Origin of the sequence: Marilutibacter penaei (assembly GCF_014145395.1) — a bacterium.
GTDB lineage: Bacteria > Pseudomonadota > Gammaproteobacteria > Xanthomonadales > Xanthomonadaceae > Marilutibacter > Marilutibacter penaei.
On record NZ_JACHTE010000005.1, the window covers coordinates 92,088 to 117,226 of the forward strand.

23 protein-coding genes are annotated in these 25,139 nt (G+C 70.3%); 12 read left to right on the top strand and 11 right to left on the bottom strand.

Going from position 1 to position 25,139, the window contains the following annotated elements:
• Positions 1-144: 144 nt before the first annotated feature.
• Entirely contained in the window at positions 145-744 is a 600-nt protein-coding gene (locus H4F99_RS07965) for an RNA polymerase sigma factor (protein WP_182669208.1), read from the top strand.
• Positions 737-1,402: an NrsF family protein gene (locus H4F99_RS07970; protein WP_182669209.1), complete on the top strand. Its 666-nt coding sequence runs from the start codon at positions 737-739 to the stop codon at positions 1,400-1,402. The genes H4F99_RS07965 and H4F99_RS07970 overlap by 8 nt, the downstream gene beginning before the upstream one ends.
• Positions 1,403-1,443: 41 nt before the next feature.
• Here the strand turns inward: H4F99_RS07970 and H4F99_RS07975 are convergent, their stop codons facing one another.
• The 3 genes from H4F99_RS07975 to H4F99_RS07985 are packed head-to-tail and all read right to left on the bottom strand — an operon-like array spanning position 1,444 to position 3,556.
• A complete protein-coding gene (locus H4F99_RS07975) occupies positions 1,444-1,713 on the bottom strand; it encodes an acylphosphatase (protein WP_182669210.1) in 270 nt (89 codons plus the stop codon).
• Complete coding sequence (locus H4F99_RS07980) at positions 1,710-2,285, bottom strand: TlpA family protein disulfide reductase (protein WP_182669211.1); 576 nt, start codon at positions 2,283-2,285, stop codon at positions 1,710-1,712. Before H4F99_RS07980 ends, H4F99_RS07975 begins: the two co-directional genes overlap by 4 nt.
• A 2-nt stretch (positions 2,286-2,287) precedes the next feature.
• Positions 2,288-3,556 (bottom strand): YihY family inner membrane protein, encoded by a 1,269-nt coding sequence (locus H4F99_RS07985; RefSeq protein WP_182669212.1) that lies wholly within the window; start codon positions 3,554-3,556, stop codon positions 2,288-2,290.
• Positions 3,557-3,642: 86 nt separating this feature from the next.
• Between H4F99_RS07985 and wrbA the strand changes: the two genes are divergently transcribed.
• The 3 genes from wrbA (at position 3,643) to H4F99_RS08000 (ending at position 5,138) form a co-directional block, all read left to right on the top strand.
• The gene (gene wrbA / locus H4F99_RS07990; protein WP_182669213.1) at positions 3,643-4,236 is read left to right on the top strand and encodes an NAD(P)H:quinone oxidoreductase; all 594 of its coding nucleotides are present in this window, start codon (positions 3,643-3,645) and stop codon (positions 4,234-4,236) included.
• Positions 4,233-4,571, top strand: a complete 339-nt coding sequence (locus H4F99_RS07995) for a DUF2069 domain-containing protein (protein ID WP_182669214.1) — start codon at positions 4,233-4,235, stop codon at positions 4,569-4,571. Before wrbA ends, H4F99_RS07995 begins: the two co-directional genes overlap by 4 nt.
• Before the next feature lie 81 nt (positions 4,572-4,652).
• Positions 4,653-5,138: an asparaginase domain-containing protein gene (locus H4F99_RS08000; RefSeq protein WP_182669215.1), complete on the top strand. Its 486-nt coding sequence runs from the start codon at positions 4,653-4,655 to the stop codon at positions 5,136-5,138.
• A gap of 62 nt (positions 5,139-5,200) precedes the next feature.
• On the opposite strand, the gene H4F99_RS14455 is transcribed toward H4F99_RS08000, so the two are convergent.
• Positions 5,201-7,186 carry a M20/M25/M40 family metallo-hydrolase gene (locus tag H4F99_RS14455; RefSeq protein ID WP_182669216.1) on the bottom strand — a complete coding sequence of 662 codons (1,986 nt, stop codon included), beginning with the start codon at positions 7,184-7,186 and terminating at the stop codon, positions 5,201-5,203.
• A 193-nt stretch (positions 7,187-7,379) separates the two neighbouring features.
• Complete coding sequence (locus H4F99_RS08010; RefSeq protein ID WP_220481084.1) at positions 7,380-9,611, bottom strand: M4 family metallopeptidase; 2,232 nt, start codon at positions 9,609-9,611, stop codon at positions 7,380-7,382.
• Between the two features lie 792 nt (positions 9,612-10,403).
• Between H4F99_RS08010 and H4F99_RS08015 the strand changes: the two genes are divergently transcribed.
• Positions 10,404-13,361: a winged helix-turn-helix domain-containing protein gene (locus H4F99_RS08015; protein ID WP_182669217.1), complete on the top strand. Its 2,958-nt coding sequence runs from the start codon at positions 10,404-10,406 to the stop codon at positions 13,359-13,361.
• Between the two features lie 11 nt (positions 13,362-13,372).
• Here the strand turns inward: H4F99_RS08015 and sufT are convergent, their stop codons facing one another.
• Positions 13,373-13,930, bottom strand: a complete 558-nt coding sequence (gene sufT / locus H4F99_RS08020) for a putative Fe-S cluster assembly protein SufT (protein ID WP_182669218.1) — start codon at positions 13,928-13,930, stop codon at positions 13,373-13,375.
• Positions 13,931-14,037: 107 nt separating this feature from the next.
• On the opposite strand from sufT, the gene H4F99_RS08025 reads away from it, so the two are divergent.
• Positions 14,038-14,463: a hypothetical protein gene (locus tag H4F99_RS08025; RefSeq protein ID WP_182669219.1), complete on the top strand. Its 426-nt coding sequence runs from the start codon at positions 14,038-14,040 to the stop codon at positions 14,461-14,463.
• A 16-nt stretch (positions 14,464-14,479) separates the two neighbouring features.
• Here H4F99_RS08025 and H4F99_RS08030 read toward each other — a convergent pair whose 3' ends face one another.
• The gene (locus H4F99_RS08030; RefSeq protein ID WP_182669220.1) at positions 14,480-15,910 is read right to left on the bottom strand and encodes an NAD(P)(+) transhydrogenase (Re/Si-specific) subunit beta; all 1,431 of its coding nucleotides are present in this window, start codon (positions 15,908-15,910) and stop codon (positions 14,480-14,482) included.
• Complete coding sequence (locus H4F99_RS08035; protein WP_246371516.1) at positions 15,907-16,203, bottom strand: NAD(P) transhydrogenase subunit alpha part 2; 297 nt, start codon at positions 16,201-16,203, stop codon at positions 15,907-15,909. The genes H4F99_RS08030 and H4F99_RS08035 overlap by 4 nt, the downstream gene beginning before the upstream one ends.
• A 168-nt stretch (positions 16,204-16,371) precedes the next feature.
• On the opposite strand from H4F99_RS08035, the gene H4F99_RS14460 reads away from it, so the two are divergent.
• The 3 genes from H4F99_RS14460 to H4F99_RS08050 are packed head-to-tail and all read left to right on the top strand — an operon-like array spanning position 16,372 to position 17,814.
• The gene (locus H4F99_RS14460) at positions 16,372-16,959 is read left to right on the top strand and encodes an RNA polymerase sigma factor (RefSeq protein ID WP_246371520.1); all 588 of its coding nucleotides are present in this window, start codon (positions 16,372-16,374) and stop codon (positions 16,957-16,959) included.
• A complete protein-coding gene (locus tag H4F99_RS08045) occupies positions 16,956-17,366 on the top strand; it encodes a hypothetical protein (protein WP_182669223.1) in 411 nt (136 codons plus the stop codon). The genes H4F99_RS14460 and H4F99_RS08045 overlap by 4 nt, the downstream gene beginning before the upstream one ends.
• A gap of 1 nt (position 17,367) precedes the next feature.
• Complete coding sequence (locus tag H4F99_RS08050) at positions 17,368-17,814, top strand: DUF3106 domain-containing protein (RefSeq protein ID WP_182669224.1); 447 nt, start codon at positions 17,368-17,370, stop codon at positions 17,812-17,814.
• 17 nt (positions 17,815-17,831) lie between these two features.
• Here H4F99_RS08050 and H4F99_RS08055 read toward each other — a convergent pair whose 3' ends face one another.
• The 3 genes from H4F99_RS08055 to H4F99_RS08065 all read right to left on the bottom strand — a co-directional run bounded on the left by H4F99_RS08055 (position 17,832) and on the right by H4F99_RS08065 (position 23,499).
• Entirely contained in the window at positions 17,832-19,895 is a 2,064-nt protein-coding gene (locus H4F99_RS08055; RefSeq protein WP_182669225.1) for a DUF1631 family protein, read from the bottom strand.
• 92 nt (positions 19,896-19,987) lie between these two features.
• Entirely contained in the window at positions 19,988-21,115 is a 1,128-nt protein-coding gene (locus H4F99_RS08060) for a Re/Si-specific NAD(P)(+) transhydrogenase subunit alpha (RefSeq protein WP_182669226.1), read from the bottom strand.
• Between the two features lie 113 nt (positions 21,116-21,228).
• The gene (locus H4F99_RS08065) at positions 21,229-23,499 is read right to left on the bottom strand and encodes a DUF1631 family protein (RefSeq protein ID WP_182669227.1); all 2,271 of its coding nucleotides are present in this window, start codon (positions 23,497-23,499) and stop codon (positions 21,229-21,231) included.
• Between the two features lie 105 nt (positions 23,500-23,604).
• On the opposite strand from H4F99_RS08065, the gene H4F99_RS08070 reads away from it, so the two are divergent.
• On the top strand, positions 23,605-24,213 hold the full coding sequence (locus tag H4F99_RS08070; protein WP_182669228.1) for a nitroreductase family protein: 609 nt from the start codon (positions 23,605-23,607) through the stop codon (positions 24,211-24,213).
• On the top strand, positions 24,213-25,124 hold the full coding sequence (locus H4F99_RS08075) for a 5'-3' exonuclease (RefSeq protein ID WP_182669229.1): 912 nt from the start codon (positions 24,213-24,215) through the stop codon (positions 25,122-25,124). Before H4F99_RS08070 ends, H4F99_RS08075 begins: the two co-directional genes overlap by 1 nt.
• Positions 25,125-25,139: the final 15 nt, after the last annotated feature.

The window sequence follows — 25,139 nt, forward strand, 5'->3', positions numbered from 1 at the left end:
CCCCGGGCCGAAAGCGGGAAGGAACGGGCGCACCGCGGCCCGAACCGGAGAACCCTCGTTCCCGCTGCCTGCTGGCGGCAGCGGACGGACCGCGCGACCATGGGCAGCATCGTTCAATTCCACAGGACACGGGACCGACGCCCCATGCCTTCCCCGCCCGCTCCCGGCGACACCGACACGGCGCCGCCCACGGTGGCGTGGGACGAGCTCATGGCGCGCGCGCAGGACGGCGACCGCATCGCCTACCGCACCTTGCTGACCGGCATCACCCCCTACCTGCATGCGATCGCCCGGCGTTACCTCGGCCCCGATACCGACGACGCGGTGCAGGAGATCCTGCTGGTCGTCCACGACATCCGCCACACCTATGAGCCCAGCCGGCCGTTCAAGCCCTGGCTGGGGACGATCGCCAGCCGGCGCTGCATCGACCTGCTGCGGCGTCGCGGGCTGCGCGCCCGCCATGAGCGGGCGCTCCCCGAAGACGGTCCCGAACCCGTCGACACCGGCGCGACGCCGCTGGACAGGGCGAACCACGACGAAGCGGCGCGTGCGCTGCATGCCGCCATCGAAACGCTGCCACCGCGCCAGCGCGAGGCGGTCCGCCTGCTGCGCCTGCGCGAGATGTCGTTGGGCGAGGCCGCCGCGCACAGCCGCCAGACCCCGGGGGCGCTGAAGGTGGCCTATCACCGCGCCCTGAAGTCCCTGCGCCGCGCGCTCGGCCCGGAGGAAACCCCTGATGACTGACACCCCCCGCCTGATCGAGCAGCTTGCCGCGCGCGCGACGCCGGTCCGTCCGCTGGCCTCGCCGGGACGACGCACCCTGCTCTGGCTGGCCCTGGCCTTTGCAGTCATCGCCACCCTCCTGCTGCTGCGGGGCGGCATGGAGCCGGGCGCGCTCGCCGACCCGGCGGCCCGCCTGCAATGGGGCGCCAGCCTGCTGGCCGGCGTGCTCGCTGCCTATGCGACCTTCCAGGTGTCGGTACCGGGTCGCGCGGCGAGCTGGGCCTGGTTGCCCGTGCCGGCGGTGCTGGCGTGGCTGGCCGGCCTCGGCTGGGGCTGCCTGCGGGAACACGCCCGCCTGGGCGACGCGGCCTGGCAGTTCCATGCCGGCAGCGCGGAGTGCGCCTGGGCCATCACCGTGGTGAGCCTGCCGCTGGCGCTGGTGATGCTGCTGGTGGTACGCCATGCCGGCGCCGTGCGGCCCGCACTGACCGCCCTGCTCGCGATGCTGGGCACCGCCGCCCTGTCGTCGGCCGGCGTCACCCTGGTCCACGATGCCGGCGAAACGATGGCCATGGTGCTGCTGTGGCACCTCGGTGTGGTGGTGCTGCTGTCCCTGCTCAGCCTGCTGGCCGGGCGCCCGCTGCTTGGCTGGATCGGCCACGCCCGTCCGCGCCCCTGATCCGCGCCACGACCGGCGGCCACGGCAGGCACGGCGGCGCGTCAACCGATCGCGAACCCGCTGCCTGCCTCGTCCGGGTCGGCGGCTTCACGCCGCACCCCGCCCACCTCGGCCTGGGGAGGCCCGCGCTGCAGCCAGGCGTCCAGCGCGTCGATCGCCTCTCCCTCGCCGGCCGCCAGCACTTCGACGCGGCCATCGGGGAGGTTGCGGGCGTAGCCGCGCAGGCCCAGCTGCTGGGCCTGTTCGCAGGTGGAGGCCCGGAACCACACGCCTTGCACCTTGCCCTGGATGAAGAAGCGCGCCGCTTTCACGAGGCATCGCCCTGGGTAGCGATGGCGGCCTCGATGTCCTGCGCCGTCACCGGCCCGACGAAGCGTTCGGCCACCCGGCCTTCGGGGTCGATCAACCAGGTCATCGGCAGGCCACGCGGGGTCTCGAGGTCGGCGGGGGGCGACGCGGTATCGACGATCGCGATCGGGTACACCACCGGGTGGCGCTCCAGGAAGGCCTGCATCTCGGCCGGGGCGATGTCCTCGTAGGCGAGGCCAATCACCTCGATGTGTTCACGCATGGCGTCCAGCGCGGACAGCTCCGGCATCTCTTTCAAGCAGGGCGTGCACCACGTCGCCCAGTAGTTCACCACCACCCAGCGGCCGCGGCGCTCGGCCAGCGACCAGGGCGTGCCGTCCACGGTCACGACCTCCAGCGCAGGCTGCACGGGGGGCTTCGCGGCCTCGGGCACCGGCAAGGGCGCTTCGTCCCCGGCCGGCGTCGACGCCGCGGGCGCGGCGGGGTCGGGCGACGGCTGGCAGCCTGCCAGCGCGATCGCGAGGCCCGTGGCGAGGGCAAGGCAGGGGGAACGGCGGCACGGGGGAACGGGCATGGTCACTCCTTGTCGTCGGCGTGGAGGGCACCCACGGGACGTTGCAGGACATCGCGCAGCGGCGTGCGCAGGGTTTCGATGGCGGCCACCACGGGCCGGCCGGTCGGGTCGTCGGACAGCGGCAGCGGCACCGACGCGACCGGAATACGCAACTGGCTGGCTTCGTACAGCTCGGCCAGGCTGAGGTCGTCGAGGTCGCGCGCCAGCAGCCACTCCCCCTCCTCGGTGCGACGCACCACGCCGATCCCCTCCAGGTCGCCCAGCATGCGCTGCACGAGGTCGTCGGTGAGGATGGGCTCGCGCTCCAGGATGTCGTCGGTATGCAGTCCCTGACCGTCCCGGCGCGCGTCGCGGAAACGGCTGAGCATGCGCAGCAGGCCGTAGATCTCGTGGCCCTCGGGGAGGCGGAGTTCGATGGGCTGGTAGCGGAACGCCGACGCCGCGGACGCCACCGAAGCGCCCAGCAGCACCGACAGCCAGCCCATGTAGATCCACAGCAGGAAGATCGGCAGGAACGCGACCGCACCGTAGATCTTCGAGTAGCCATTGAAGCTGCCGAGGTACAGCCCGAACACGCCCTTCACCAGCTCGAACATCAGCACCGCCAAGAGCGCGCCCGCGCAGGCATGGCGCCAATGCACCTCGCGATGGGGCACCACGCGGAACACGGTGGTGAAGGCGAGCCACTCGATCACCATCGGCGAAAGCCGCAGCGCCACGTCCTGCAGGAAGTGTCCGGTTTCGGTATCGAACACCGACAGCGCGAACACCCGCGCCGATACCGCCAGGCTGGCCGCGGCGACCAGCGCGCCGAGCGTGAGCACGGTCCAGTAGATCATGAAGCGGCTGATCTGCGGCCGCGCCGATGGCACGCGCCAGATGCGATTGAAGGTCGCCTCGATGCTGTTGAGCGTGACCAGTACCGACAGCACCAGGGCGATCACGCCCAACGCGGTCAACTGACCCGAGTTGCTCGAGAACTCGCGCAGGTACTTGGCCACCGACGCGGCGGCGCTCGGCACGAAGTGGGTGAACACGTAGTCGGTGAGCCGGTCCGCCCACACGTCGAACACCGGGAAGGCCGACAACACGCCGAACACCACCATCGACAGCGGCACCAGCGCGAACACCGTGGTGAAGGCCAGCGCGCCCGCCGCCTGGAACAGGTTGTCGTCGAGCATGCGGCGGCCGACGAACCGGCAGAACGCGAGATTCCGCTCGCGGTCCCGCAGGCGTTCGCTCCAGAGGTGGACGGCATGCAGGGGCTTCATCCGCGCAGGGTACCCGATGCGCCCGCCTGCGCGATGTGCACGGGCTGCACGGTATCCTGTCGCCTCACGTTTCCCGGTGGAACCGCATGCCCGACATCCTCGTCCTTTACTACAGCCGCGGTGGTTCGGTGGCCCGCCTGGCACGCCAGCTCGCGCGCGGCATCGGCGAGATCGACGGCATGCAGGCGCGGCTGCGCACGGTGCCGCCGGTCGCGCCGGTCACGCGCACGGCCGAACCGCCGGAGCCGGAGGACGGCGCGCCCTACGTCGAGGCACGCGACCTGGACGAGTGCGTCGGCCTGGCGCTGGGCAGTCCCACCCGCTTCGGCAACATGGCCGCGCCGCTCAAGCACTGGCTGGATGGCCTGGGCGCGCAATGGGCGAGCGGCACCCTGGTCGGCAAGCCGGCGGCGGTGTTCACCAGCACGGCGACCATGCACGGCGGCCAGGAGGCGACCCTGCTCGGCATGCACGTGCCCCTGCTGCACCATGGCTGCGTGATCGTCGGCATCCCCTATACCGAGCCGGTGCTGAGCACCACGCGCACCGGGGGCACGCCCTACGGTGCGAGCCACGTCGCCGGCGGCGACGACGACCCGCAGCCGAGCGACGACGAGGCCACGCTGGCCCGTGCGCTGGGACGGCGGTTGGCCACCATCGCCGCGAAGCTCTCCGCATGATCGCCTCGCACCGACTGCTGAGCGTGCTGCTGGTGGCGCTGGCCGCCGTCTACGCCGCGTGGTTCCACGACGACCGCCACGCGATCGCCGCGATGCTGTTCTTCGTCCTGCCGCCCCTGCTGATGGCCTGGGGCGCGTGGTACCGGGGGCGTCTGTCGGTGTTCTGGGCGGGCGTGTTCGGGCTCGGCTGGTTCTGCCATGGGGTGATGGTCGCGTGGGCCCACCCGGAACTGCGACTGTTCGCCTGGCCGGTGCTGCTGCTGGCGATCGCGATCATCACCGCGGCGAGCTGGCCCGGCCTCCGGGGACGCTTCGCGTCACGCCGCCCCGGTTGAGGCGGCGCACGGTCCGGGCGCTGGGGCGGCGACGGACAGGGCCTTATAATCGCCGTCCCTCGCTTCGCCCGGGCCTCCGCCATGGACCAGCTTTGCATCGTCACCACCGGTGGCACGATCGACAAGATCTACTTCGACGACAAATCCGACTACCAGATCGGTGAGCCGCAGATCGGTGGCATCCTGCACGAGCTCGGCGTGGCGTTCCGTTTCAACGTGATCCCGATCCTGCGCAAGGATTCGCTGCACATCACCGACGACGACCGCGAACTGATGCGCGCCACGATCGCCGCCCAGCCCGCACGCCACGTGCTTTTGACGCACGGGACGGACACCATGGTGCAGACCGCCCGGGTGCTGTCCAGCCTGTCCGACAAGACCATCGTGCTGACCGGTGCGCTGAGCCCGGCGCGCTTCCGGGGCTCGGACGCGGAGTTCAACATCGGCTGCGCGGTCGGGGCGGTGCAGGCGCTACCGCCCGGGGTCTACATCGCCATGAACGGCCGGGTGTGGGACCCGGCCCGGGTCCGCAAGAACGTGGAAGCGAATCGCTTCGAAGCCATCTGAGCCGCGCCGCGGCGCGTGCCGGCCGACGTGCCGGGCGGGGCGTGTCCCGCCCGGCATTTCCGTCAAGGCGTATCCAGCCAGAGCTGGTAGTTGCCGCTGCCGGAGTAGGACAGCACCTTCCAGTAGTAGTAACCGGCACTGCCGTTGTAGCTCACCGATTCCTCGCTGGTGGGCGTGGTCGACGAGGCCACTTTGCTCCAGCCCGAGCCGCTCCAGCGGTACAGCTCCAGGTCGAAGTCGGTGCCGGACGGACCGCGTAGCCAGCCCTTCTGCGCGCCGGCGGCGGACGGGTAGTAGGTCCCGTTCGGCTGCACCGCCGAGCTGCCGGTGCCGCTGAGCGAACCGCTGTACGTGTCGCATCCGGTGCACGGCTCGCCCGGGTCCGGGTCCGGATTGCCGCCGCCCTGGTAATTGCCCACCAGGCTCACGCCGGAGAAGCTGCTGTAGGCCTTGATGCGCACGTGCCAGGTCCCTGCCTGCGGAGAGGCGAAGGTGCAGGTTTCGGCGTTGCCGCTCTTGTACGGCCGGCAGTCATAGCTGCTGTCGGTCGGGGCCGTACCGAACTTCACGTACAGGTCGGCATCACCGCTGCCGCCGCTGGTGGTGAAGCTCAGGTTGCTCGCCCCCGCCGGCACCACCAGCGTGTAGTTCAGCGAGCTGCCGCTGTTGGCCGACAGGCCGGTCTTCGGCACGCCCTTCTCCAGCTCGCCGCCCGGCGTCGGATCGGGATCCGGATCGGGGTCCGGACCGCTGCCGCTGGTCTTGCCCAGTTCGCCGATGAACGCGAGACCGAGCTTGGAGAAGTTGACGCTGGCGTTCGCCGTTCCGCCCATGCCCTGCAGGGTGTCATTGGGCGTGTGCAGCCTGTTGTTGAACGTCGGCTCGAACATCATCGCGGCCGGAAATCCGGCATTCGTCCACGAGGCGTGGTCCGAGCAGCCGTAGCCGCAGGTGTACGTACCGCGCGACAGGCCCATCGGCGCCAGGTACTCGTCGAACAGCGCGTTGAGGAACTGCTTCAGGCTGGCATTGGAGTAGTCGGCCACCAGGTTCATCGCAACGCTGGATCCGGCCGCATAGTTGGTCATGTCCATCTGCAGCACACCGACCACGTCCTGCCCCTGGGCCTTGAACTGCTGGGCGATGGCATTGGAGCCGCGCAGGCCGACTTCCTCCGCGGCGTAGGCCATGAACTTCACCGTGCGCTTGGGCTTCCAGCCGCTGGCCAGGGCCACGCGGATCACCTCGGTGACGCTGGCGATGCCCGATGCATCGTCGTCGGCGCCGGGCGCGTTCATGGCATTGCCGCTGCCGCTGTTGGAGATCGAGTCGAGGTGGCCACCGACGACCACGATCTCGTCGGCCAGTTCATTGCCCTGGACGGTGAGGATGACCGAGGGCTGCGTGGCGCAGTTGCCGCAGCTCTCGAACAGCTCCGCGCTGACGTCGCTTCGGCCGTTGCCCAGTGCCTGCCACGTGTCCCGGATCCATAGCGCGGCGTTGCGACCGTGGGTGCTCGAGTAATAGCGGTTGTCGTACTGGGTGGAGAGGTGGCTGATGGTGCCGCGGATGCGCGTTTCCTGGACCTGCCCAAGCCACGGGTCGACGGTGGCCTGGTTGTCGATGCCGTAGTCGACCAGGAAGGCCTGTTGCGTGGCCCTGAGCGCCTCGCCATCGGCCACGAAGGCGACCGCTTCCGCACGGGTGGCAAAGGCGAAATAGCCGCCGCATCGTTTCTCGCGGGCATGGATGCGTTCGCTGATGGCCGGCAGCTGGTGGGCGCTGACCTGCGAGACCACCAGGGCATTGCCCAGGCTGTCGCGCATGATGTCGGCGTTTGTGGCCTGGTCCTTGAGGCTGTGCACGTGGGTGTCGCGCGAGGTGACGATGTAGACCGGCGCATGCGGATCCTGCTCGAGGGCCATGCCCAAGGCCACGGCTTCGGCCGGATCATGGGGGTGGTCATGCGACTGGGCGAGGGCCAGGGCAGGCGTCGCCAGCAGGGTGCCGGCCAGCAGGGCCAGCAACGGACGGTGTGAAGTGTTCATGTCTGGAATCCTTTCTTCTCGGCGCCCCTGGTCCTTCCGCACTCACGTGGAAGCCGCCGATGCATGTGTGTGGACCCGCACGTCAGGGCCGGGGCGAACCCGATACCGGGTGGGTCGGGATCGAACCGACCCACCCGGCCGGCACGCGCGACCAGGCGCATGCCGACGGCTTCAACGACTGCAGGCGTCGCGCTTAGGGCGTATCCAGCCAGAGCTGGTAGTTGCCGCTGCCGGAGTAGGACAGCACCTTCCAGTAGTAGTAACCGGCGCTGCCGTTGTAGCTCACCGATTCCTCGCTGGTGGGCGTGGTCGACGAAGCCACCTTGCTCCAGCCCGAGCCACTCCAGCGGTACAGCTCCAGGTCGAAGTCGGTGCCGGACGGACCGCGCAGCCAGCCCTTCTGCGCGCCGGCGGCGGACTGATAGTAGGTCCCGTTCGGCTGCACCGCCGAGCTGCCGGTGCCGCTGAGCGAACCGCTGTACGTGTCGCATCCGGTGCACGGCTCGCCCGGGTCCGGGTCCGGATTGCCGCCGCCCTGGTAATTGCCCACCAGGCTCACGCCGGAGAAGCTGCTGTAGGCCTTGATGCGCACGTGCCAGGTCCCCGCCTGCGGGGAGGCGAAGGTGCAGGTTTCGGCGTTGCCGCTCTTGTACGGCCGGCAGTCGTAGCTGCTGTCGGTCGGGGCCGTGCCGAACTTCACGTACAGGTCGGCATCACCGCTGCCGCCGCTGGTGGTGAAGCTCAGGTTGCTCGCTCCCGCCGGCACCACCAGCGTGTAGTTCAGCGAGCTGCCGCTGTTGGCCGACAGGCCGGTCTTCGGCACGCCCTTCTCCAACTCGCCGCCCGGCGTCGGATCGGGGTTCGGGTTGGTGCCGCAGCTGACGCCCACGGTGGAGAACGCCGACGTGACGTCTGCCGCACTGAAGCCGAGGTCGGTCGCCGCCGTCTGCGCGCCGCAGGCACCCTGGTTGAAGTTGGTGCTGGGGCCCCAGTACACGCGGTTCGCACGGGCGAACACCTGGAAGGCCTTCTTCACGTCCCAGCCGGACTTGTTCGACAGCAGGTAGAACGCACGGTTGTACACGCCCGAGGAGTGGTGCACGTCCATCCCGTTCGTGTAGTTGGACGCATGGCCGATCGAGCGGCCGTCGCGGGTCGGGTCGTCCATGTAGCGCAACGCGCCGCTGCCCTTGAAGATCTGTGCCCCGACGAGGAAGTCGTTGCTGCCGGTCATGAAGCGCTCGGCAGCCTCGCCGGCCATGTCGGAGAACGCCTCGTTGATGCCACCGGACTGGCCCGAATAGGTCAGGTTGGAGTTCTGCTGGGTAAAGCCGTGCGAGACCTCGTGAGCGGTCACGTCCAGGCTGACCAGCGGGTAGAAGGTGCTCGCACCGTCCCCGAAGGTCATCTGCTGGCCGTCCCAGAACGCGTTTTCATAGTTGCTGCTGTAGTGCACGCGCATCCGCAGCTGGAACGACAGCGGAGCGACGCCCACGTAGTCCTGGTACATGTCGTACACGACGCCGCCGAAGTAGTGGGCGTCGTTCAGGGGCGAGTACGCGCCGTTGATCGACTTGACCGTGTTGTGCGGACAGGTGAACGAATGCGTCGTCGAGCCGGAGGTCCCATGGTTCAGGTTGATCGTCCGGACGTTGGTGTTGTTCATCGAGCAGGTGTTGCCGCTCTGCTGCACGTTGAGGTACCCGTAGTCGGTGCCGTACTCGTACTGACCCGTCTTCTGGTTGCCGCCGGGACCCGATGCATTGGCGTGCGCCAGCGCATCCCACTTCTTCAGGACCGTGCCCGTGGTGGCATCGACGATGACGAAAGGACGCGTCGGATCACCGCCGCCGGCGAGGTCGGCATTGAACGACACCACGTAGCTCAGGCGCGCACGGCCCGCGTCGTCGACGAAGACCATCCGTTCGGCCTTCTCGTTCTCGATCACGCGACTGACCACCTGGCTGCCCAGCGCGGCCCGCTTGGCCACGGCGAGCGCACGGGTCGGGCTGACGCGGGCGCCAGCGATGGCGACTTCCGACGCGAGCCCGTCCACCATCTGCCCGAACAGGGTCGCGACCACGCCGTCCGCCGCTTCGCTGACGATCACGTGCTCGCCGAACACGGGCACGCCCTGGAAGGTCTGCTGGTACCGGTAGTGCCGACGGCCGTCCGGGTCCTCGTGCAGCTTCAGCAGGGTCAGGCTGGCGCCCTGCTCCAGGCCGAGCATCTCCGCGTGGCGGACGCCTGCGTCCGCGGCGGCGCCCATGCGGGCACTGGCGGCCGCGTACTGCTGGTTGAGCTGCGCGACGTCCATCGCGTGCAGGTCGATGCGCTCGGCCGCCTGCGCCGTGGCCAGGGACACGGTCAGCGCGAGTGTGGTGAGGATCAGCGCCTGCCCGCGCCGGGATTGAATGCCTTTCATGTGCTTGTTTCCCTTCAAGAATGTGAAAGAGTGGATTGCATCGCTGCAATTTCGCGTCCGGCGAAACCCGAAGTGCTGCCAACCGCGCCCCCCGCGCGTCCACGTACCGCGACCCCCCGTGGCGCCGGTGCCGACCCGCGCCTTGAACCGCGACCCCAGGCCCTGCCCAACGGCAGGCACCGGAGGTTGCCTCCACCGGGGCGGTCGATGCGGACGTGGGACGTCCCGTCGCCGCTCCAGCGAAGGCGCCATGCTGGGCGCGGCATCGGCGGGCTGCGATTGGCGCGCACTCAAATAGTTCTCAAATGGCCGTGATTGCGTGATGGCGCGCAAGGACGGACCGTGCGCCGCGCGACGTAACCGGTCCAGGCCACCGGCTGCCGCGGCGGTCGGCGCGCCGGGTACGCGCTCGCCCCAGGCCTCGTCCTCCCCCGTTGGGGTGTTCGCACCGGAAAATAAAATGTGACGTCACGCACATATTCAAGGGGTGCGCCGCAGGTCCATAACTCGATTTGATGACCGCCGCCACCGCGGAGTGACCGGAGGCCACCGGACAGGGTAGGCTTGCGGTGCCGGTCAGGCCTCTTGGCTTCTTCTGGCGGCGGGCTTGTCCGGACAACAACGGACGGGGCCTCGGGGGCGCCGACAGGGCATGAATGTCCACGCATTGCGTGGATCCAGTCACGCCGATCGGACAGGGGGTTCGACGACTTGAATCGTGCGGAGGCACGAGCACACCCTGTCCGTACGGGGACCGGGTGTTCATGACGGGTTTTGATCGGAGCACGCCTGGTGACAGTTCCAGCCTCACCGTCCTGGCCTCCCGGGACGCGCCGCCTGCGGATCGACGATCTGCAGATCGACCTGCATTCGCGCCAGGTCATCCGCCCCGATGCCGAGGTGGAACTGACCCAGCGCGTCTTCGAGTTGCTGCTGGTGATGCTGGGCGAGCCCGATGTCCTGCATTCCCGTTCGGATCTGTTCAAGCGCCTCTGGCCGGACGTGGTGGTCGAGGACGCCAACCTGTCCCAGAGCATCTGGATGCTGCGCAAGGCACTGGGCCCGGAGCGCCGCGGGTGGATCAGGACCGTCGCCAAGAGCGGCTACATCTTCGAACCGCCCACCGCCATCGAGCCGGTGGACGCGGCGTCGGTCGGGGTGGACTCGTCGGGCGCCGTGCCTTCGCAACATGACGAGGCCGCGGACGGCAGCCCCCCCGCGGCGCATCCGGACGCTACCGGCGCGGATGCCCCCTCGCCCTCCCGTGAGAGCGCCGGTCCCGGTGCGAATGGAGGCGCCATCGCTGAAGCGGAGCGTGCTCCCCCAGGATCCGGGGCACGTCCCCCCGGTCCCACCCGTCGCCCGCTGCGTCATCTCGCCTTCGGCGTCGCGGCCGCCCTGCTGCTGGTGGCGGTCGTCGCGTTCACCCGGTTCCACGCCAGCCACCAGGTCGGCACGGACGACACCCTGCGCGTCGCGCTGATCGAGATCGACGACGAGGATGCGCCGCCCGAGAACCGATGGCCGATCACCCTCATGCGTGCCTGGCTGGGCTGGAAGCTGAGCATGATGCCGGACGTCACCCTGCTCAACGAGGCCCACCTGGCCACGCATGCGTCGGAAGTGTCGCCGCAGATCGTGATGCTGTCAGGCGGGCGTGTCAGTGGCGAGCCGGACCTGATGTACGTCCGCGCCCGGCTGGACGGACGCGGCGGCGCCCGCCAGCTGGAAGTCCGGGGTCCGGCGACCCAGATGCCCACCCTGGTCGACGACCTGTCCCGCCAGGTGACCGATGCGCTGATGCCCGGGCGCGCCGGCGAGGCCTGGCCCGCGCTGGGCGTGGACGCGCCGCTCGCCCGGCGGTACGCCGATGCCTACAGCGCGCATCGCCGCCGCGACTTCGCCCGCAGCCGGCGCGACCTCAAGCGCATCGTGATCGACGCGCCCGATTTCGGCCTGGCCCACTACCAGTTGTCGCTGGCGCTGTCCGGCCTGGGCCACGCCAACGCCGCGATGGAGCACATGGAGGCCGCGGTCGCTTCGCTGCAACCAATGCCCGCCGACGCGCTGGAGGTACTCGACGCACGGCGCCTGTCCGTCGACCCCTCGCAGTCGGAAGCGGCAGCCGCGGCGTTCATCGCATTGGCCGATCGCTATCCCGGCAAGCGCGATTTCGTGTTCGACAAGGCCTGGGCCATGATGGCGACCGGCCGCGCCGCCGATGCCCGCGAGCTGCTCGTCGGCCCCGGCTGGGAGGACATCCCGATCGGTCCGAGCATCCATCGCGAGAGCCTGCTGGCACAGGCCAACCTGATCCTGGCGGAGTTCGACGTCGCCCGGGCCCATGCCGAACGCGCCCTCGCCCTTGCCGAGGAAGCCGGCGACGCCTGGGTGTACGAACAGGCCGGGGCCCTGATGCAGATCGCGGAGGTCGACTACCTCCAGTTCCCCGGCCGCATGGACCTGGGGGTCTACGACGACATCGCGCAACGCTTCGAACGGGCCGATGCGCCGGCCGACGTGCTGTACACCCGCTTCCTGGCCGAAACCCGCCGCCCGTCCGGCGAGACGTCCAGCCAGTTGGACGCCCTGCTCGCCACGGCCCGCGCGGACGGGTACCTCGCGATCGAGATCGAGATCCTGCGCCTGGTCGCCCTGCAGCAGCGCGCCAAGGGGGACTACGCCGCCTACCGGCGCTGGCTGGACCAGGCGCTCGCCACCGCGCACGAGGCCGGCGACATCACCGCCCGCGACGCCATCGAGACCGATCTCCTCTACGAAACCCTGATGACCGGCGAACTGGACAAGGCCCAGGAACTGATCGAGCACCTCCGCGACAGCCCGCTACAGGGTGACCTGGCGCATTGGATCAGCCAGATCGATGCCTACCTCGCCTTCACCGACGGCCAGTACGACAAGGGCCTCGGCATCCTGGATCGCGACGAGCACAGCGCGCGGAACTCGAGCGAAGGCGAGCTCCCGGCGATCTCCGCGGCGCGCGCCAACTGCCTCAGGGCCCAGATGCAGATGGCGCAGGGCGACCTGGCGTCGGCGCGCAGCGCGTGGTCGCGATGCAGCGAGCCCAACTTCGCCATCACCCAGCTCCACGCCCTGCACGGCCTGGCGCTGGCCGACCTCCTGGCCGGCGATCGCGAAGCCGCCGTCGAGAAGGTCGATATCGCGCAGGAACGGGCGATGCAGGACCTGTCGCAGGGCCCGGATCGACTCGACCTCCAGGTGCAGCTGGGTTACATGCTGGTGCGCGCGGGCGAGCTCGATGCCGCCGACGCGCTCTATGCCAGCCTGCTGCCGCAACTCGACGGGGGCGGCTACGACTGGCTCAAGGCGGACGTCGAACTGGGGCTGGCCGAGGTAGCGGCCGCGCGCGGCGAATGGGACGCCAGCCGCAGGCTGACGGAAGCTGCGCGCCGGGCATTGCCGACCGGTGCCTGGATCGTGGAACGTCGCCTGGCCTTGCTGGAAGTCGTGCAGATGCTGGCCGCTGGCGAACGCGGCCAGGCCGCCGACCGGCTGACCGCCATGGACGCCGCGGCCCACCGCAAGGGCGACGCGATCGCCCAGCTGGAAGCGCACAGCCTGATGTCCCCCGACGCCAGCCTGAAGGGCTGCAACCCGGCGTCGCGCGCGGCGCTGCTGGCCCGGACCGGACTGCGCGGTGCGGGGCTGGGCTGGCTGACGCAATCACTGACCAGCGCGGAACACGGGATGGCGCTGGAAGACCACTACTGACCGGGGCCGGCCTACAGCATGCCGGTTTCGAGCCGGGCGGCCTCGGACATCATGTTGCGGTTCCACGGCGGATCGAACACCAGCTCGACGTCGGCTTCGGCGACCGTCGGGATCATTTCCAGCTTGCTGCGGACGTCGTCCACGAGGATGTCGCCCATCCCGCACGCGGGTGCGGTGAGGGTCATGCGCACCTCGACGCGCCGCGTGCCGTCGCGCGCGTCATCGGCCTTGACGGTGGCCTCGTAGATCAGGCCGAGGTCCACCACGTTGATCGGGATCTCGGGATCGAAGCAGGTGCGCAGCTGCTTCCAGACCAGCGCCTCGACCGCATCGTCGTCGGCGCCTTCGGGCAGTTCGAGCGGCGGCGGCGGCTCCTTGCCCAGCGCATCGGCGTCCCGGCCGGCGATGCGGAACAGGTTGCCTTCGATGAATACGGTATAGCTCCCGCCCAGCGCCTGCGTGATGTAGCCGATGCTGCCGGCGGGCAGCTTGACGTGTTCGCCCTGGGGCACGAGCACGGCCTCGCAGTCGCGTTCGAGACGGACGGGTTCGCTGGTTCTGGAGTACATGCGTCGGAAATGGGGATGTAGCCGGGGAAGGCAAGCCCATTCTACCGGCACGTCCATCCGGGAGGCGTGCCCGCTATGCTGTGCGGCCTTCGCCCGAACCGCCCGACATGCCGGACCGCGACATCCGCCAACGCCCCGCACGCCCCCGCCCCTCGGCCTGGGCCCTGCTTGTACTCAGCATGGCGGTGCTCACGGTGATGTGGGTGCTGCTGTCGCTCTACACCGAGGGCACCCATGGCTGGATGGCGATCGTGGCCGCGCTCGACGTGGCCTGGGTGCTGCGCTTCGGGGGCTGGCGTCCCGGCCCAGGCCGCGCCGTCCTCGCGACCTGCGCCGTTGCACTCGTGGTACTGGCCTCGCAGTGGGGCCTGATCGCGGGCCACGTCGGCAGCCAGTTCGGGCTGTCGCCCTGGATGTCGGCCCTCAAGCTCGGCCCCGCGCACGCGTGGTGGCTGGCCCAGGCCGCCAATGGTCCGCTGGACTGGGCGGGGCTGCTCGCGGGGATCCTGCTCGCCGCCCTCGCGTCGCGCTGAGGACGGTACGGCCCGGTCAGTGCCCGCCGCCGTCCAGCGCTTTCAGCTCCGACACCAGCGCGCTGGCCATCTCCGCGCCATCGCCGTACAGCATGCGGGTGTTGTCGGCGAAGAACAGCGCATTCTCGATACCCGCGAAGCCGGTGCCCTTGCCGCGCTTGATGACGATCGTGTTCTTCGAGTCCACCACGTCGAGGATCGGCATGCCGTAGATGGGACTGGCCGGATCGGTCTTCGCCACCGGGTTCACCACGTCGTTGGCACCGATCACCAGCGACACGTCGGTGTTGGCGAACTCGGGGTTGATGTCGTCCATGTCGGCGATCAGGTCGTAGGGCACGCCGGCTTCGGCCAGCAGCACGTTCATGTGGCCGGGCATGCGGCCGGCCACAGGATGGATCGCGAACTTCACCTTGACCCCGCGCTCGACCAGCTTCTGGGTCAGCTCCCAGATCTTGTGCTGGGCCTGTGCCACCGCCATGCCGTAGCCGGGCACGATCACCACCCGCTCGGCGTAGGCCATCATCGCGGCCACGTCGCCCGCTTCGATCGGCTTCAGGCTGCCCTCGATCGCCTGGGCCTGACCGCTCGCCCCGAAACTCCCGAACAGCACGGTGTGGATCGGGCGGTTCATCGCCTTGGCCATCAGCTTCGTCAGCAGCATGCCGGCGGCGCCGACCATCATGCCGGCGATGATGAGCGCCTCGTTGCCGAGCACGTAGCCCTCGAAGGCCACCGCGAGCCCGGTGAACGCGTTGTAGAGCGAAATCACAACGGGCATGTCCGCCCCGCCGATCGGCAGGGTCATCAGGATGCCCAGCGCAAGCGCGACCACGAAGAACGCGATGATCCACTGCGTCGAGAGCGTGGTACCGGCCAACACGCCCAGCACCACCATCGCCAGGGCGACCAGCAGGTTGAAGACCTGCTGCCCCGGGAACACCACACGCCGGTCGAGGCGACCATCAAGCTTGGCCCACGCGATTACCGAGCCGGACAGCGACACCGCGCCGATCGCCGAGCCGAGCACGGCCAGCACCAGGGTGACCACCGGTACGCCGGCATCGGTGGCATGCAGGCCGGCCACCGCGCTGGCGCCGGCCACCAGCCCGCTGTACTTGAGCAGTTCCACCGCGCCGATCGCCGCGGCGGAACCGCCTCCCATGCCGTTGTAGAGGGCGACCATCTGCGGCATGTCGGTGATCGCCACCTTCTTGCCCGACACCCAGGCCAGCACCGTGCCCAGCACCAGCGCGGTGACGATCAGGCCGAGGTTGTGGAGGTCCGGCAGCAGGAACGTCGCGCCGGTGGCGATGAGCATGCCCCAGCCCGCCCAGCGGATACCGCTGCGGGCGGTCCGCGGCGAGGCCATGCGCTGCAGGCCGAGCAGGAACAGCGTCGCCGCAACGAAGTAGCTGGCCGATGCCAGCAGCACCTGCAGCGTCATGCCTTGCCCCCGTCGCGGCTGCTGCGGAACATCTCGAGCATCCGCTCGGTCACCACGTAGCCACCGGCCGCGTTGCCCGCACCGAGCAGCACCGCGACGAAGCCGATGGCTTTTTCCAGCGTCGTGTCGGCATGTCCCAACACGACCATCGCGCCGACCAGCACGATGCCGTGGATGAAGTTCGACCCGGACATCAGCGGCGTGTGCAGGATCACCGGCACCCGCGAAATGATCACGTGCCCGGCGATCGCCGCCAGCATGAAGATGTACAACGCCACGAACCCGTCCGTCATCGTCCTTTCCCCGTGCGCGAAGCCGTCCGCATCATAACCGGCCCTGAACCCGGCGCGTCCAGTGTCAACCCCGACGGGCGCGGTGCGTTCTTGATGTCGAAGGACCGGTACCGCGCCGGTCCCGGAGAGGGACGTGGCCGATCACGGCGTCCGCGCCGGGCAGGACGTATGCTCGACGTGGTGAACATCCAGGCGACTCCCGATGCGTCCGCGGGTCCGGACGAGGCGCCGTCGGCCACCCCCGTCCCGGCGACGCTCGACGCGTTCCTCGCGTCGGTCGGCACGCGTGCGTTCCGCTTCGCGGAAGTCGCGCTGCGCCAACGCGAGGACGCGCTGGACGCGGTACAGGACGCCATGATGAAGATGCTGGCCTACGAAGACCGCCCCAACACCGAGTGGACGCCGCTGTTCTGGAGCATCCTGCGCCGGCGCGTTATCGACCTCCAGCGCCGGCGGACGTTCCGGCTCGGCTGGTTGACCGCGGCGCCGCGCCTCGAGGACGGCAGCGAGGTCGAATGGGCCGACGATGCACCGGATCCATCGCGTGCACATGATGGCCGGGAGGGCTACGCGCGCCTGTCCCAGGCCCTGGGCGCGCTGCCGCCCCGACAGCGCGAAGCGTTCAACCTGCGCGTGCTCGAGGAACTGGACGTGGCGACCACCGCCCGGGTGATGGGCTGCAGCGAAGGTTCGGTCAAGACACACCTGTCGCGCGCCCGCGAGGCGCTGCAACGGCAACTGGAGGAATGGCGATGAGCGCCAGGCACGAAATCCCGCACGACCGTGGCGACGCCGCCTTCGACCAGGCGGCGCGCGACCTGCACCAGGCATCCCTGGCGCACCTGCAACCGGCGACCGCGACCCGCCTGCGCGCGGCACGGCGTGCAGGGGGCAGGACAGCCACGCACGGCATCCGGCACTGGGGCCTGGCCGGCGTCGCGGCCGCGGTATGCGCGCTGGCCGTCGGTTGGCTCGCGCTGCCGACCGCGCCGGACGCACCGCCTCAAACCACGGCCGGCGCCCCCATGCCGGACAACGCGCTCGCAACGGCACTGGCCGACGCGGAAGCGGAAGCGGCACTCGTCCCGTTCGACGAAGACCCTGATTTCTACTTGTGGCTGGCCGCCAACGATGACGTCCGCCCATCGATCCTGGAGCGATGACATGACTCGCCGCACCCTTCGCCTGCTGGCATTCGCCAGCGCCCTGTCGATCGCATTCGCCGCTGCGGGCGCGTGGGCGGGTCCGCCCGCTGCGCCCCCGGGCGACGTGGCGCCCCTGCCCGCCTGGGAGCAGCTCACCCCGGCCCAGCGGGAGGCCCTGGTGGCACCGCTCCGCGAGCGCTGGAACAGCGAACCGCAAAAGCGGCAGCGCATGCTCGATCACGCCCGGCGCTGGCAGGAAATGACCCCCGAACAGCGCGCCCGCGCCCGGAACGGCCGCGAACGCTGGCAGCACATGGGCCCGGAAGAGCGGGCGCACAGCCGCGTGCTGTTCCGCGAGATGCAGCAGATGACGCCTGCCCAGCGCGATGCCCTCAAGGCGCAGTGGCGTGCGATGTCGCCCGAACAGAAACGGGCCTGGGTGGAACAGCACCGCGGGAACGATTGACGCTTCGGGCGAGGCGCTCAGTTCCCCGCCACCAGCGCCGCCACCACGTCTTCCCAGAGACCGCGCGACCCGGTCCGCCGCAAACGCCCCTGGTCGCGCGCCGCCGCCAGCACGTCGGGTTCGATAGCGATCTGCGCACCTTCGGGGTCGAGCAGCAGATGGCTGCCCCGGCATTGCGTCGCGCCGACCACGAGCAGGGCACGCGGCGCATCCGGGCCCACGGCCAGCACCACGCGCTCCCCGGGCTGCAACACGCAAGCGGGCGTACGCATCGCATCCGGCAGGTCCCGTCCGGCCGCCGGTCGCCGCCACTCGACGCGGACCGCATCCGGCTCGGCCAGTTCGGCGACCAGCGCGCCGACGAGTGCGTCCGCGGCCGTCTGGTCCAGACCCGCCACCATGCACGCTCGCCGGACATCGGCCTCGGCCTCCAGCAAGCCGTCGGCGACGCTGGCGCCCATGGCCGACGAGGCCGCCTGGTCGAGCGTCATCAGTGCGTGACCCAGGGCCTGCATGCCGAGGAATGCCTCGGAGTCGGCCCCCTCGCGAAGCCATACACGCTCCAGCGCCACCGGCCAGGTCTCCTGCAGGAACCGGGCGATCGCCGGTCGCACCGTCTCCCGTGCCGGCAGCCCCTGCTGCGCGGCGTGGACCGCCCCTGCCGCCAGGACCCGCCGCTCCCGGCCGTCCATCGCCTGCAATGCACGCCGCGCCAGCAAGCGGGCCTTTCGTTCGTGGGACTCGCGCTCCGTCTCCAGCCGCTCCAGCACGTCGCGGAACGGGCGCGGGTCGCCGTTGAAATCGCGCGCCACCTGCCCGGTCAGCGCAACCGCGATGCCATGCAGGACATCGCCGCCGCGCTGGCCATCCAGCGCCGACACCAGGGCTGCCATGCATCGGCGCACCGGGTGGCCGGCGTCATCGAGCATCGCGGGCGATTGCCAGATGGCCAGCGTCAGGGGGAGGCCGAGGGCGCTGAGGGCGCGAGCGCCCTCGGCGTCGAACGCACCCTGGCGGCACACTTCCCCGATCAGCAAGGACGCGACTTCACTGGCGTCGCGTTGCGCATCCGCGAACCTCACTTCGGACGCGGCCATCCCCAGTCCACCCGCGACGCGCAGCAGCAGGCCTTCCAGGCCGACGGCCTGCCCCACACCCTCCCTGTCCGGGTCAGGCCCTTCGGTCTGGGCCAACGACAGGACCGCCTGGAACTCGGTGTCGCTCATGGCGCGCCGGCGGTCGTCGGCGGCTGCAGCGGGCGCCTGGCGCGACTGCCAGGACTGCCGGCCGCGACGCAGCAGGGCGAGGGCCGCCGGCCCGGGTCGCGCCGTCTCGTCCCGCCCTACGGGCGCGGTGCCGGCGAGGGCGCCGGGGGGCGCGGTACCAATGCGACGGGTCACCTGCAGGCCGTGCCGGTCCGAGTCGGACATGGCGAGCCCCTGGTCCGCCAACCAGCCGTTGAGCCAGTCGTAGAACCCGCCCAGCCGCTGCATGGCCATCTGGAGGAACGTGCGGACCAGGCGCTCACGCAGGACGCGCGGACACTCCTGGGCCGGGAACACCTGCAGCAGCGCATGGACCAGCGCGGCGGGCGAGGTGGGCGGCGACGGCATGTCGACGACGCCCTTGGCGGCAGCCAACGCGGCATACCGGCTGTTGATGACCGCCAACGGATTGGCGAAACGCCGGTCGAGCATTTCCACCACCGGCTGGGCCAGCATCTGGGCATCCAGCATGCCATCGGACAGCAGGCTGAGCGGACCGTCGGGGGCCGTCGGCCACGCGCGGATCCCTCGATCGAGCACGCCCGTCCAGCGCTGCTCCAAGGCCATCACCTGCTTCGCCATCAGCGACAGGTGGATACGGGCGTCGGACAGATGCCCCTCCGGCCCATCCGGAGGCGCATTCGTGTCCGCCGAGCCGCACGCGGCAGCGTCCAGCGCCGTGCTCGCGGCCTGCAACAGTTCCGGAATCCAGTCCCGCAAACGCTTGACCGCTTCGACCGCCAGAGCATCCGTGATCCGTTCGGGACGAAACGCAAGCGACGCGGACGACCTCACGTCTTCGTCGATCGCGATCATGGGGTGCCCCCTGCCTGTGACCCATCAGGCAGACGATAGCCGATAAAAACGCGAAACCTGTCACACAATCTTGATCGATCTGAACAACGCCGTCAGGCAGCGGCAGGCGAACGCTCCGGCCAGACGGTCTTTGCGAGCAGTTCGTCGTCCCAGTTGAAGGCCACCTGGCCGTCCACCAGGAACAGGCTGGCGAAATTGAACAGGTTGCGTGCGTACATCTCGCTGGCGTGGACGGCGCCGCGACTGGCCAGGTTGAGCGGTCCGGCCACCACGACGCCGTTGGACTGCGTGGTCTCGCCGGGACGGGTCAGTTCGCAGTTGCCGCCGGTTTCAGCCGCGAGGTCGACCACCACGCTGCCCGGCTTCATGCCGGCGACCATGGCCGCGGTGATGATCCGCGGCGCCGGTCGGCCGGGTACGGCCGCGGTGCAGACGACCACGTCCACGCTCTTCAGGTGCTCCCCGAGTCGGCGTTGCTGCTCGGCGCGCTCGTCGTCGGTGAGTGCCCGGGCGTACCCCCCCTCCCCGGCCGCGCTGACACCGAGGTCGAGGAAACGGCCGCCCAGCGATTCGATCTGTTCGCGCGTCTCCGGGCGCACGTCGAAGCCCTCGACCTGCGCGCCCAGACGCTTCGCGGTCGCGATGGCCTGCAGACCCGCGACGCCCGCACCGACGACCAGCACCTTGGAGGGCCGGATCGTGCCCGCGGCGGTGGTGAGCATGGGGAAGAAACGAGGCGCACGTTGCGCGGCCTCGAGCACGGCCTTGTATCCGGCCATGCCTGCCTGGGAACTGAGCACGTCCATGGACTGCGCCCGGGTGGTGCGCGGCAGGCGCTCGAGCGGGAAGGCATGCAGCCTGCGCTCGCCGATGGCCTGGGCCCGCGCGTCGTCGGACTGCGGCGCCAACAGGCCGACGATCGCGGCGCCTTCGCGCAGGGAGGACAGGGTGGCGGCGTCGGGCGCCTGCACGCACAACAGGACGTCGGCATCGTGGACGCGGGCGGCATCCCCGACCTCGGCGCCGGCCTCGCGGTAGGCATCGTCGGTGAAGGCGGCGGCCTCGCCTGCTCCTTCCTCGACGCGGACCCGCACGCCAGCCGCCACGAACTTCCGGCAGGTTTCGGGGGTCAGCGCCACCCGGCACTCACCGGGCGCGCGTTCGCGCAGTACACCCACGGTTGCCGCCGTCGATGCCGTCGATGCCGTCTGTTCCGTCATGCCGTCGCTCCACGCGGGGGGTCTGCCCCGGACCCTCGCATCCTAACGAAACGCCAGGCGGGCTGGGAACGGCGCCGGCACCGCCGACGGTCCGCCCGGCCTGTGCGGTGCGCTCAGTAGGTTTCGGCCGCGCTGTCGATGCGCTCGCGCACCCGGCGCATGGCCTCGTCGAAGGCGGAGCGCTCGGAGCCCACCACCAGCCGGCCATCCTGCTCCATGACCGCCAGCTCCTCCGCCGAGGCCACCAGCATGCGCAGGCCGCGGCGGTTGACCAGCAGGAAGCGCGAGGTCATCGGGCTGACCCAGGCGACCTTCGCCGCGGCCACGTCGCCGTGCACATCGGTCAGGCGGACCCAGTCACCGGGCTCCAGTTTCCGCATGCGCTCGGCCACGGTGGGGTCGTGGCCGACACCGGTCGTGCCGCCGGCGAGCCAGAGCTTCCGCTCCTCCCCGCTTTCCACGGTCTCGCCGCCCGACAGGGGCTTGGCGCTCTGGGCCCGACGCGGGCCGTCGGGCGTGGCGAGCGCGCGTACCAGCCCGGCCAGGCCATGCTGTGCGGCGCTTTCGTCCAGGCCGGAACTGGCAAGGCACCGCAGCACCAGCGGCTCGATGGCAAGCAGGTGGTCGGCCAGCTCACGCCCCCGGTTCTCGGCGGCGAGGCGGTCGGCCTTGAGCAGGGCGTCGCCCAGGGCGATGGCTTCCTCGCGCCGGGCGGGATCTTCGTCGCGCAGCTGCGTCTGGACGATGTGGTGCCGCCAGGGCATGGCGAGGAAGTCGGCCACCGCCTGGGTCAGGCGGGTGCTCCGCAGGCGCTGCACCAGGGCCTCGTCGGCACTCTCCCGCGCCTTGTCGAGGCGCTCGCGGCCGAGGGTCGCCTTGACCAGCCGGTCCTCCTGGAGCTGGCTGCGCTTGCGGTGCTGCCCCAGCAGCGCGTCCAGCTCGGCATGCGCCAGCTCGAACACTGCGACGTCCTCGTTGTACTCGGCCACCACCCGCTGGGATGCAGCGGCGGCACGCTCCAGCAGTTCCTTCTCCTGCGGCGTGGCGCCCTGGTTGCCTTCGCAGGCCTCGGTGATGGCGTCCAGCAATTTCCTGGCCGGGTGCTCGCGTTCGACGAACAGGCCTTCGTCGGTGAGCGCGACCTTCACATAGGGCAGGACCAGGCGGCCGTAGAGGCGGCGCGCACGATCCTGCAGCGAGTTGGACCGGAAAAGCGAGTCGAAAAGCAGCGCCACGAGATCGATGGCGTCCTCTTCCTGGTCGCTGAAACGGGTCTGCTCCGGGTCCACTCCGATGCGGCGCGCCCCGTCCCCGAGGTGTTCGCGGATCGCATCGCCGAGCCGGCCGGGGCCGGCGAGTGCACGTGCGAAGGTGTCGGACGGCTCGGGCTGCAGCAGGTTGACGAGATTGAGCATCTCATCGATACGCAACTCGCGCCGCGGGGTGCCCCCGAGGCCGCGATCGCGCGGGGCCGGTGCCGGGGATCGCGACGTTGCGGCGCCGGACGACCCTGCCATGCCGCCCTCGCGCCACATCCGGAGCATCGAACGCAGGTCGGCCATGTCGGCATCGGGCATGTGCCCGGCGGCGGGCATCCCCGCACCGCCATGGAAGTCCTGCATCGCTGCGCCGCTGTTCACGCCTGCGTGTCCCCGGTAAGGCACGGCGTCCACCGTGTCGTGGATGTAGCCACCCGCGTGGGCGGATGGAGCGGAGGCGCGCGGCATGGCGGCCGGACCCCGGGCGCCGGTCATGGCGCCGAAGCCGGTCGCGGCGAGCAGTGCATTGGCCCGCTGGTAGACATCGCCCAGGCGACGCACCAGTTCCGCCTCGTACTGTCGGACCAGCAGGCCGCGCACGTTGTCGGTGACTTCGGTTTCGCGGAACGTCTCGACGAACGCCGCCGCGAGCCGGTCCGGTCCGATCGGATTGGGCACCTCGGGCATGCCGAGGGTGGCCGCCATGTCGCGCAGGCGCGCGTCCATGGCGTCGATCGCCTCGCCGAAGCGCCCCTGGAGCGACTCCGCCAGACGCTGGCCGTCTAGGTGATAGGCCAGATGCACGTCATCGATCAGGCCCAGCGGAAGCTCGCTGCGAGTACGGACGCGGAGGCCGCGGAAGTCGTCGAACCCCTTCGCCAGCTGCTGGCGGAAACGCATGACCAGCGACGCGGCCTGGCCGCGCATCATCCGCAGGGCGGTCTGGTCCTCGAAATGGCCGGGACCGACATCGCCCGACTGCAACGCCATCGACAGCGCCTGCTCGACGCCCGGGTAGAGGGCATCGGGCAGGCCGCCGAGCTTCTCGACGGTCTGACGCTTGATTTCTTCGAGGACCCGCAGCGGCTCGCTGCTGGTCGCCTGCGATGCATTTGGCACGCCCATGACCCCTGACCCGGCGAGGTGACGCGATGCGTCGGTTACCGCACGCTTGGGAGCATAGTGGCAATATGGGGCAGGTCCCCTCTTGAGCTTTCCGAACTGTGACTCATGTCGCCCACCCATCTCGACGACGTGCCGCCCGTGCCCCCCGTTTCCCTGCTTGACGCCCTCGACGAACGCCGCTCGGTGCCGGCCCGCCAGCTCGGCACACCCGCCCCGGACGAGGCCACGCTGCTGCGGATGCTCGCGTCCGCCTGCCGCGTACCGGACCACGGCAAGCGCGTGCCCTGGCGCTTCGTCTCGGTGCAGGGCGATGCCCGCCTCGCGCTGGGCGAGCGCCTGGCGACGCTGACCGCGTCGCGCGATCCGGAGGCCGCGCCCGCCGCGATCGAAAAGGACCGCGAACGCTTCTCCCACGCACCGCTCGTGGTGACCGTGATCGCCCGCCTGGGCGAGGACGCCCAGATTCCCGGACAGGAGCGCCTGCTCACCGCCGGATGCGTGTGTTTCGCGCTGCTGCAGGCCGCACAGGGGCTGGGCTTCGGTGCCAGCTGGTTGACCGGGTGGCCGGCCTATGACCGGACCGTGCATGGCTGGCTGGGACTGTCGGACGATGAGGCCATCGCCGGTTTCATCCATATCGGCACGCCACGGCTGGAGGCGCCGGAGCGCGAACGCCCCGACCCTGCGACCCTGTTGACGGACTGGCGCCCCTGATGGGGGCCATGCCCACGCTCCACCTGGTGGATGCCAGCCTGTATGTCTTCCGGGCCTGGCACTCGATACCGGACGAGTTCTCCGACGCCGAGGGCTGGCCGACCAACGCCGTCCATGGGTTCGCGCGCTTCCTCGCCGAGCTGCTGGAACGTGCACGGCCCAGCCATGTCGTCGTCGCCTTCGACGAGGCCCTCGACAGCTGCTTCCGCAACGCGTTGTATCCGGCCTACAAGGCCAACCGCGAGCCGGCACCCGATGCCCTGAAGCGCCAGTTCGCCCACTGCCGGGCGCTGTGCGGGGCGCTGGGGCTCGACGTGCTGTCCCACCGCGAGTACGAGGCCGACGACCTGATCGGCAGCGCCGCCCATGCCGCCCGGGCCCGGGGCTTCCGGGCGGTCATCGTCTCGGCGGACAAGGACCTCTCCCAACTGCTGGGCGATGGCGACGAGCAGTGGGACTTCGCGCGCAACCAGCGCTGGGGCGCCGCCGGGGTGCCCGCGCGGCATGGGGTCGAAGCGCGGCAGATCGCGGACTACCTGGCGCTGACCGGCGACAGCATCGACAACATCCCCGGGGTGCCCGGGGTGGGCGCGAAGACCGCGGCCGCGCTGCTGGCCCACTTCGGCACGCTGGATGCGCTGCTCGACCGCGTCGACGAAGTGCCTTACCTGCGCCTGCGCGGCGCGGCCAGCACCGCGCGCAAGCTGCGCGAGCACCGCGACCTGGCACTGCTCTGCCGGCGCCTCACCACGATCGCGCTGGATGCCCCGCTTGCCGTGGCTGACGGTGATTTCAGCCGCCGCACGGGCGATGCCGCGGCATTGCTGGCCCTGTGCGATGACCTGCGTTTCGGCCCGCTGACCCGGCGCCGCCTGCACGAGGCTGCCGGGCTGCCTTACGCGAACGGCTGAGCGTCTGCCGGATGT